The organism is Caulobacter sp. S45 (assembly GCF_903642205.1).
GTDB lineage: Bacteria > Pseudomonadota > Alphaproteobacteria > Caulobacterales > Caulobacteraceae > CAHJWH01.
In genome coordinates, this window is the sequence record NZ_CAHJWH010000173.1 from 1 (window position 1) to 6,204 (window position 6,204).

Genomic DNA, 6,204 nt, shown 5'->3' on the forward strand with positions numbered 1-6,204 from the left:
CTGGGCCAGCTCGCTCACCGCCCACCGCTCGGCCATCTCCGCCGCCCAGCCGACGAAGTGGGAGAGCAGCTGGTCGCCCATGCGTTCGAAGGCTTGGCCGAAGGTCTCGCTGCCGCTGATCAGGCCGGAGAACAGCCGCGCCGCACTGGCGCCGATGGGGTCGAGCCGGGTGGTCAGCCCGGTCTGGATGGTCTGGGCTGCGACGCTCACGGCGCCGGCCGCCGTCTGGGCCGAGGCGCCCACCGCCTGGGACCAGTTGCTGATGGCCGAGGTGTCGGCGAACGACGCCTGCAGCTGGCCCACCGCGTCCTGAACCACCGCGAGCGAGCCCTGCAGGGCCGAGGTGTCCGCGTCGAAGCTGATCTGCACGTCGGACGACATGTGCACTCTCCTGAACGCGGACGCACGGCTTTCCCCCGGGCCGCGAGACCGAACGGAGGAGATGTCTTTTGAAGCGGTTAAGCCGTTGAAGACGGCGGACGCGGGGGGCCGGGGGACGGAGAGGCGTCGGTCGCCTTCGCCTTCGCGCGGCCCAGTCTGACGCCGTTGATCAGAGCGATGGCCACCGACATCACGGGAACGGCGACGAGCACCGTGGCCACACCCGGATGATTATACATGGCCAGGAGCACCGCGCCTGCGATCGCAAAGACGGCCAGCGACCATCCAAGCCACTGCCCGCGAGCCGTGTCGCCGCGCAGGAGGCGTCGCGCCTCGGCGGCGCCGCTGATCGATGCCGCCGATTGCTGCTCCGCCATGTTGACGATCCTGTCGAACACGCCGGGCAGTAACTGCTCATACTGTTCAACTGCGTCCGGCGGCGGGAACTGCCCCTGCCAAAGCTGAACCTGCTGAACAGCAAGGCCGGGCGTGCCGGTAGGGACGCCGAATGGCGAGAGCAGCTGGGCGCCGGATATCGGCACGGCGCCTGACTGAAGCGGAGGTGACTGCGGAGCCTCAGCTTGCGCCGGTGCGCCGCCCTGCTCCTCAGCTGGCGACGGTGGCGTATCGCTCATCGACGACTTGGGTCATGGCCTGTTGAAGGTGCATTCCGACCAAGCCGAAACTCTGCGCGGGCGTTAGAGGCGTCATATAGGCTGCATAGGGCGCAGGGGCCGCATAGACGGCCGCCGGCGCTGCGAGGCCGGAAAAGAACGCCGTCCAAAATGCTGGCGTAGGCATTTGGTCCTGATCCATCACCACCTCGCCTAAGTGCGGCGCGCTTGAGAGCGTTCCGCAAAGGCCGGGTCCGTTAAGGCCTGGCGCAGTTATAAGCCACCTGCTGGCTTAAGAACAAGCTGACGCTATCCCAGCACGCCCATGGCGCGCAGCCGGCGCGCCAGGGCGTCGGGGTCGTCGATGCGCTCCGCCGGAGCCGGCGGGCGGAAGCCGGCCAGGGCGGCGAGCGAGATATGGGCGGGCGGCCCGTGGCGGCGCCAGTGCGCCTGCATCGCGCGGTAGCGCGACAGGGGCCACTTGCGCTCGATCCGATCCCAGTCGCCGCAGCCTGCGGCCACCAGCTCGGCGAGCATGGCGTCGATCTGTTCGGCTAGGGGACGGCGGCGGCCGTCCCCGGCGCTTCCCCCGCCGGGTGTTCGGGGCGCCTGAGCCCCGCCTCCGCCATCACCTGATCGAAGGCTGCGCGCAGGGCGTCGAGGTCGTCCAGCCCGACCCGCGCCTGCAGCTCTTCCAGCGAAACGCCCGACATCCCGACCGCCAGGACGGCCAGCATGTCGGCGGCGGTCTCCGCCACCGCCTCCACGCTGGAGAGCTTGCCCGCCCGCTCGCCCAGCCGGTCTATGGCGGGCGCCGCCAGTCGCAGCTCGCGCAGGCGGAAGGGGGCGATCGTGTGGGTCACGCCGGCCAGCGTCAGTTCCGTCATCAAGCCGCGTCCACGGCGTGGGACAGCACCGCGCCCGTGCCGTCGTCGAGCGCCGAGAAGCTGATCTCGGGCAGGGTGAAGTCGTCCTGCTTCAGCGGCATGGACAGCTTGAACGATTGGCAGGCCCAGGCGGTCAGCACCGACTGCCTGCCGCGGAAGCTCTGCACCAGGTCGGCGCGGAACACGGGACCCGCGTCCATCACCGGGTTGGACACGCTGATCGTGGAGCCGGTCGAGGCCGAGCCGTAGGTGTAGTAGACCTTGAGGTTGGGGGCGATGTCGGCTGAGCTGAACGTGTAGGCCCCGTTGGCCGGGTTCACGGTGTACTGGCCCTCGGCCGGCGTTCCGGAGCCCAGCCGGGTGAGGAACCGGCCATGGGCGCTGTCATACACGCCGAGGTCGACCCGAAAGGCCGCCCCGTTGACCGCGACATAGGTCCCGACCCCGCCGGCCTCGCTGGGCGTGGCCGGCTCGGCGACGGCGGTCCTGACCTGGCCTGAGCTCAGGCCCTGGTTCCAGAAGATCGCGTTGAACAGCACCGGGTCGATGCGCCCGACTGCGGCCTTGAAGTCGATCTTGCCCTTGCCGCGAGCCATCTCCAGCGCGAAGGCGGACTGGCCGTACATCGTCTTCTGGTCGAAGCTGACGTCCATGGAGCAGGACTGGAGAGCGGCGAACATCACGGGCGCGCCGTTCACCGGCGTTCCCCACAGGAAGCCGGCGCCGAAGGCGGATTGCATGGAAGGTCTCCTGTATCGTCACCCTTCCCCCTTGAAGGGGGAAGGGCAGGGATGGGGGTGAGTGCACGCCGTCAGGGCGAAAAGAGCGGGAGGCGCCGCCCGAGCCCTTTGCTCGATCCGCGGCTCGGACACCCCCACCCCTGCCCCTCCCCCTTCGAGGGGAGGAGAAACTATGGAACCAGCACCATCACCGGCACGACCATCAGCGCGCGGCCATCCAGGTCGCCGGGGTCCTTGAACACCTTGCCCTCGATCCAGGCGTGGGCGACCAGGCCGCCCAGCGTGCAGCCGCCGTCCGGCGAGTCCGGGTGCAGGGCGGCGTCCAGCGCGTCCAGGATCAGGTTGTTGGTGGTCGCGGGCGTGGCGTCCGGATCGCCGGTCGAATGGTGCACGATCCAGGCCGCCGACAGGCGTCGGCGCGGCGGCTGGCCGGCGAGCTGTTCCACCGTCTCCTCGTGCTCCGCCTGGCAGAGTGCGGGCGTGGCCGGCAGGTCGTCGAACAGGCGCACGCGGCGAGCGGCATAGGCGAAGCCGACGGCGGGCTCGCCCCAACTCGCGCCCTGGGCCAGGGCGAACAGGGCCTGGAAGATGGGTTCGCGCTGGAGGGTCATCGGATTGGGGCCTCCCACGCTCGTCCACAAACGTCGCGCGAAGACCCCCATCCCTGCCCTTCCCCCTTGGAGGGGGAGGGGAGCAGATCGATCTGAACCGGAAGCAGCGATGGAGCGGACCGAAGCTCGTCAAGAGTCCGCTTTGCGCCCCCGATCAAATCGGCCAGCGCGTCGGCCGCCCCGCTCACCACGGGCACACCCGGCGGTAGGGCGCCAGCAGAGCGGCGATGGTGTCGTTGAAGGCCTTGGTGGCGAAGGCGGCGGTCTCCTGACCGCCGAGCGTCTTGGCGCTGAGCCCGATGCGGTCGCGCGCCCGAAACCGCTCGCCCACCAGCTCGATCACCGCCTGCTCCACGTCCGGCGGTGTGGCGGGATAGCCGGTCCGGTAGGCGACGGTGACGTTGGCGAGGCCGCGGGGGAACACGCCCTGGGTCAGGCTCAGCCGCTGCGCGCCGCCGCCGGCGACGGCTGGCTCAAGCGTGTAGCCGGGGGGCGCCGAGCCGTCGGCGAAGCTGACGCCGTCCACCTCCACCACCGGCCACTGCCGCAGCACGAGCGTCGGCCACCCGGACCCGTCATAGACCTCGCCATAGGCCTGCACGTCGAAGCCCGGGCGACCGGTGTAGACGCAGACCGCCTGGGATGCGGCGGTTATCAGGCGCGCCAAGAGGGCGTCGCTGGTGGTGACCTGGGCCATGTCCGGCAGCCAGGCCTTGACGTTTTCGAGCGTGGTGAGGTCGCCGTCGGCCATGAAAGCCTCCTCCCTCCCCGTCCGGGCGGGGCTGTCGCGTTACGAGATCGAAGCGCTCCCTCCCCTCGATGGGGGAGGGGCAGGGGTGGGGGTGTTCGCGCCGAGGGTACGGGGTGAGGCTTGGGAGGCGCGCCTCGCGCGCTCTTCCACATCCATCCTGCACTTACCCCATCCCCGACCCTTCCCCCATCAAGGGGGAAGGGAGCCACCAAAGGGGAAGGGTGACGAAGTCACCCCGCCGCGATGTTGGTGATCACGCCCATGGCGAAGGGGGCGTAGACGGCCAGCACCTCCTCAGCATAGACGCCCTTCTGGCGCTGGCGCGTGGTGATGGGCCAGTCGATGGCGTAGTAGTCCTGGCGGCACTTCACCTCGGCCACGTTGGGCACGTCGCTGTTCTGGTACTGGGCGGGCAGGTCCTCGCACCAGCCCAGTATCGTGCCGGGCGGGACATAGGGGTGGATCTTGATCGGGATCTTCACCCCGCCGTCCAGCAGGAAGGGGTTGTAGTAGAACTCGATCATGCCCCCTGCCGAGACCTGGCCGCCGCCGTCCGGCTGCTGGAAGTAGTGCAGCAGCGGACCCGAGGCGCTGGTCAGGCACTTGGCGCTGATGTCGCGGGCCTGGCGGCTGTTGACGTATAGCACGGTGGGCGAGACCTGGGCGCTCTCCCACATGGCCTGAAGCATGTCGTCGATCTCCACCACCGAGCCCTGGCCGGAGCCCGTGAGGTTGAGGCCGACGCCGGGGACGCCGGAGGCGAGGGTCTTCACGTAGGCGTTGGAGCCGCTCTTGAGCGCAGTCGTCAGCAGGCCGTCGAACGCCTGGCTGTTGGTGGAGCAGTCCATCGTCACCGTACTCGCCAGCTGCTGGCCGCCGGTCAGCGGCGCGGCGAACGTCGCCGAGTTGAGGGTGGTGATGGCCTGCAGGGTCTCCGAACCCGCAGGTCCCACGAACCAGGCGTAGCCCACCGCCCCCTGCTGCGCGGCGACGCTCGCCTGCAGCGTCTGGCCCAGCGTCACCGCCTGGAGGGTGTTGGCGGAGCGGTTCGACGCGCCGCCGTTCAGGACGAAGCTCTTGGCGTCCGCGCCGGTGATGGTGCGGGTGGTGGCCACCCCACCCGCCAGGCTGGAATTGCGGTAGCCCTCCAGGCTCAGCGCCACCACCACGACCGAGTAGGTCGCCGCCGGCAGGGTGGCGCCGGAGCCGGTCGCGCCGGTGGTGGGCGCAGGCGGCGTCCCGAGCTGCAGCGTGGCGTTGCCGGCGAGCAGCGCCATCTCCTCCTTCAGCATGGTCTTGGTGAGCAGACGCGTGGCCATGGAGGCCTGGATGTCGTCGAACCCCCGCGCCGCGCTGATCGCCTCGAAGGTCGCGGTGTCCTCTTCGCCGAGGGTGGCGTAGGCGGCGGCCTTGGATGTGGTGGAATAGGACATGAAGCCGGCGCGTTGGCCCTCCGGCACCCAACCCATGGCGTCGAAGCCCGAGCCGATCAGGCTGTTGACCTGGCGCCAGTTGGTGGCCGTGCCCGTCCCGCCCTGCACCCGCGGCAGGCGGTTGCGGATGGGCGTCGCCGCCGGATAGAGCGACTTGGCCGGCGTCTGCAGGTCGTAGGCGACTAACCCTTGGGCGGTGGCGATGGTCTTCTCAAGCGTGGACGGGTCGGCGCCGGCGGCGGCGAGGACGCTGCGGGCGATGTCGTCGGAGGGTGCGGCGAGCGCGTCGGACATGGACTTCTGCAGCCGTTCGGCAGGGGTCTTGGGCATGGGGTCTCCTTTCCGCGCTCACTCGGGAGCGGGATGGGGTCGCGGTGCAACGTGAGGGTGAGCTTCTCCTCCCCTGCGCCAGCGGGGGAGGTGGCGCGGCGCAACCTGCGCCGTGACGGAGGGGGCGTCGCCGCGGTTACGGTGTCCCGGCTTGATCGGGCGGCGGCGGTGACGCCCCCTCCACCACGCTTCGCGTGGTCCCCCTCCCCCGCTTCGCAGGGGAGGAGAAGAAAGGTTAGAGCGTGATCGGCCGGCTGAGCGCCGCCTTCATGATCAGGTGCGCCCGCTCATTGGCGGGCAACGCCTCCAGCGCCTCGGCGAAGGCTTCGGGCGAGAGCGGCGGTTCGCCGTCCTCGGTCTTGCCGACGGCCTTGGCCAGGCGGTGGGCGGCGGCGCGGGGCGGCAGGGGCGCGGCGCGGAGGCGCTCGATCTCGGCGGCCTGGTCGGCGAGCCGCTT

General features: G+C 70.2%; 9 protein-coding genes. All 9 read right to left on the reverse strand.

Going from position 1 to position 6,204, the window contains the following annotated elements:
* A partial coding sequence (locus HUV06_RS13990) for a hypothetical protein (RefSeq protein WP_174301867.1) occupies positions 1-381 on the reverse strand: 381 nt, incomplete at its 3' end.
* 77 nt (positions 382-458) lie between these two features.
* The gene (locus tag HUV06_RS13995) at positions 459-1,016 is read right to left on the reverse strand and encodes a DUF2335 domain-containing protein (protein ID WP_174301868.1); all 558 of its coding nucleotides are present in this window, start codon (positions 1,014-1,016) and stop codon (positions 459-461) included.
* Between the two features lie 288 nt (positions 1,017-1,304).
* On the reverse strand, positions 1,305-1,532 hold the full coding sequence (locus HUV06_RS14000) for a hypothetical protein (RefSeq protein ID WP_174301869.1): 228 nt from the start codon (positions 1,530-1,532) through the stop codon (positions 1,305-1,307).
* A gap of 17 nt (positions 1,533-1,549) precedes the next feature.
* Positions 1,550-1,882, reverse strand: coding sequence for a hypothetical protein (locus HUV06_RS14005; protein WP_174301870.1), 333 nt, complete (start codon positions 1,880-1,882; stop codon positions 1,550-1,552).
* Positions 1,882-2,622: a hypothetical protein gene (locus HUV06_RS14010; protein ID WP_174301871.1), complete on the reverse strand. Its 741-nt coding sequence runs from the start codon at positions 2,620-2,622 to the stop codon at positions 1,882-1,884. The genes HUV06_RS14005 and HUV06_RS14010 overlap by 1 nt, the downstream gene beginning before the upstream one ends.
* A 170-nt stretch (positions 2,623-2,792) precedes the next feature.
* Positions 2,793-3,233, reverse strand: a complete 441-nt coding sequence (locus HUV06_RS14015; RefSeq protein ID WP_174301872.1) for a hypothetical protein — start codon at positions 3,231-3,233, stop codon at positions 2,793-2,795.
* Between the two features lie 184 nt (positions 3,234-3,417).
* Positions 3,418-3,984, reverse strand: a complete 567-nt coding sequence (locus HUV06_RS14020) for a hypothetical protein (RefSeq protein WP_174301873.1) — start codon at positions 3,982-3,984, stop codon at positions 3,418-3,420.
* 230 nt (positions 3,985-4,214) lie between these two features.
* A complete protein-coding gene (locus HUV06_RS14025; RefSeq protein ID WP_174301874.1) occupies positions 4,215-5,747 on the reverse strand; it encodes a hypothetical protein in 1,533 nt (510 codons plus the stop codon).
* A gap of 235 nt (positions 5,748-5,982) precedes the next feature.
* Positions 5,983-6,204: hypothetical protein (locus HUV06_RS14030; RefSeq protein WP_174301875.1), on the reverse strand; the 222-nt coding region annotated here is incomplete at its 5' end.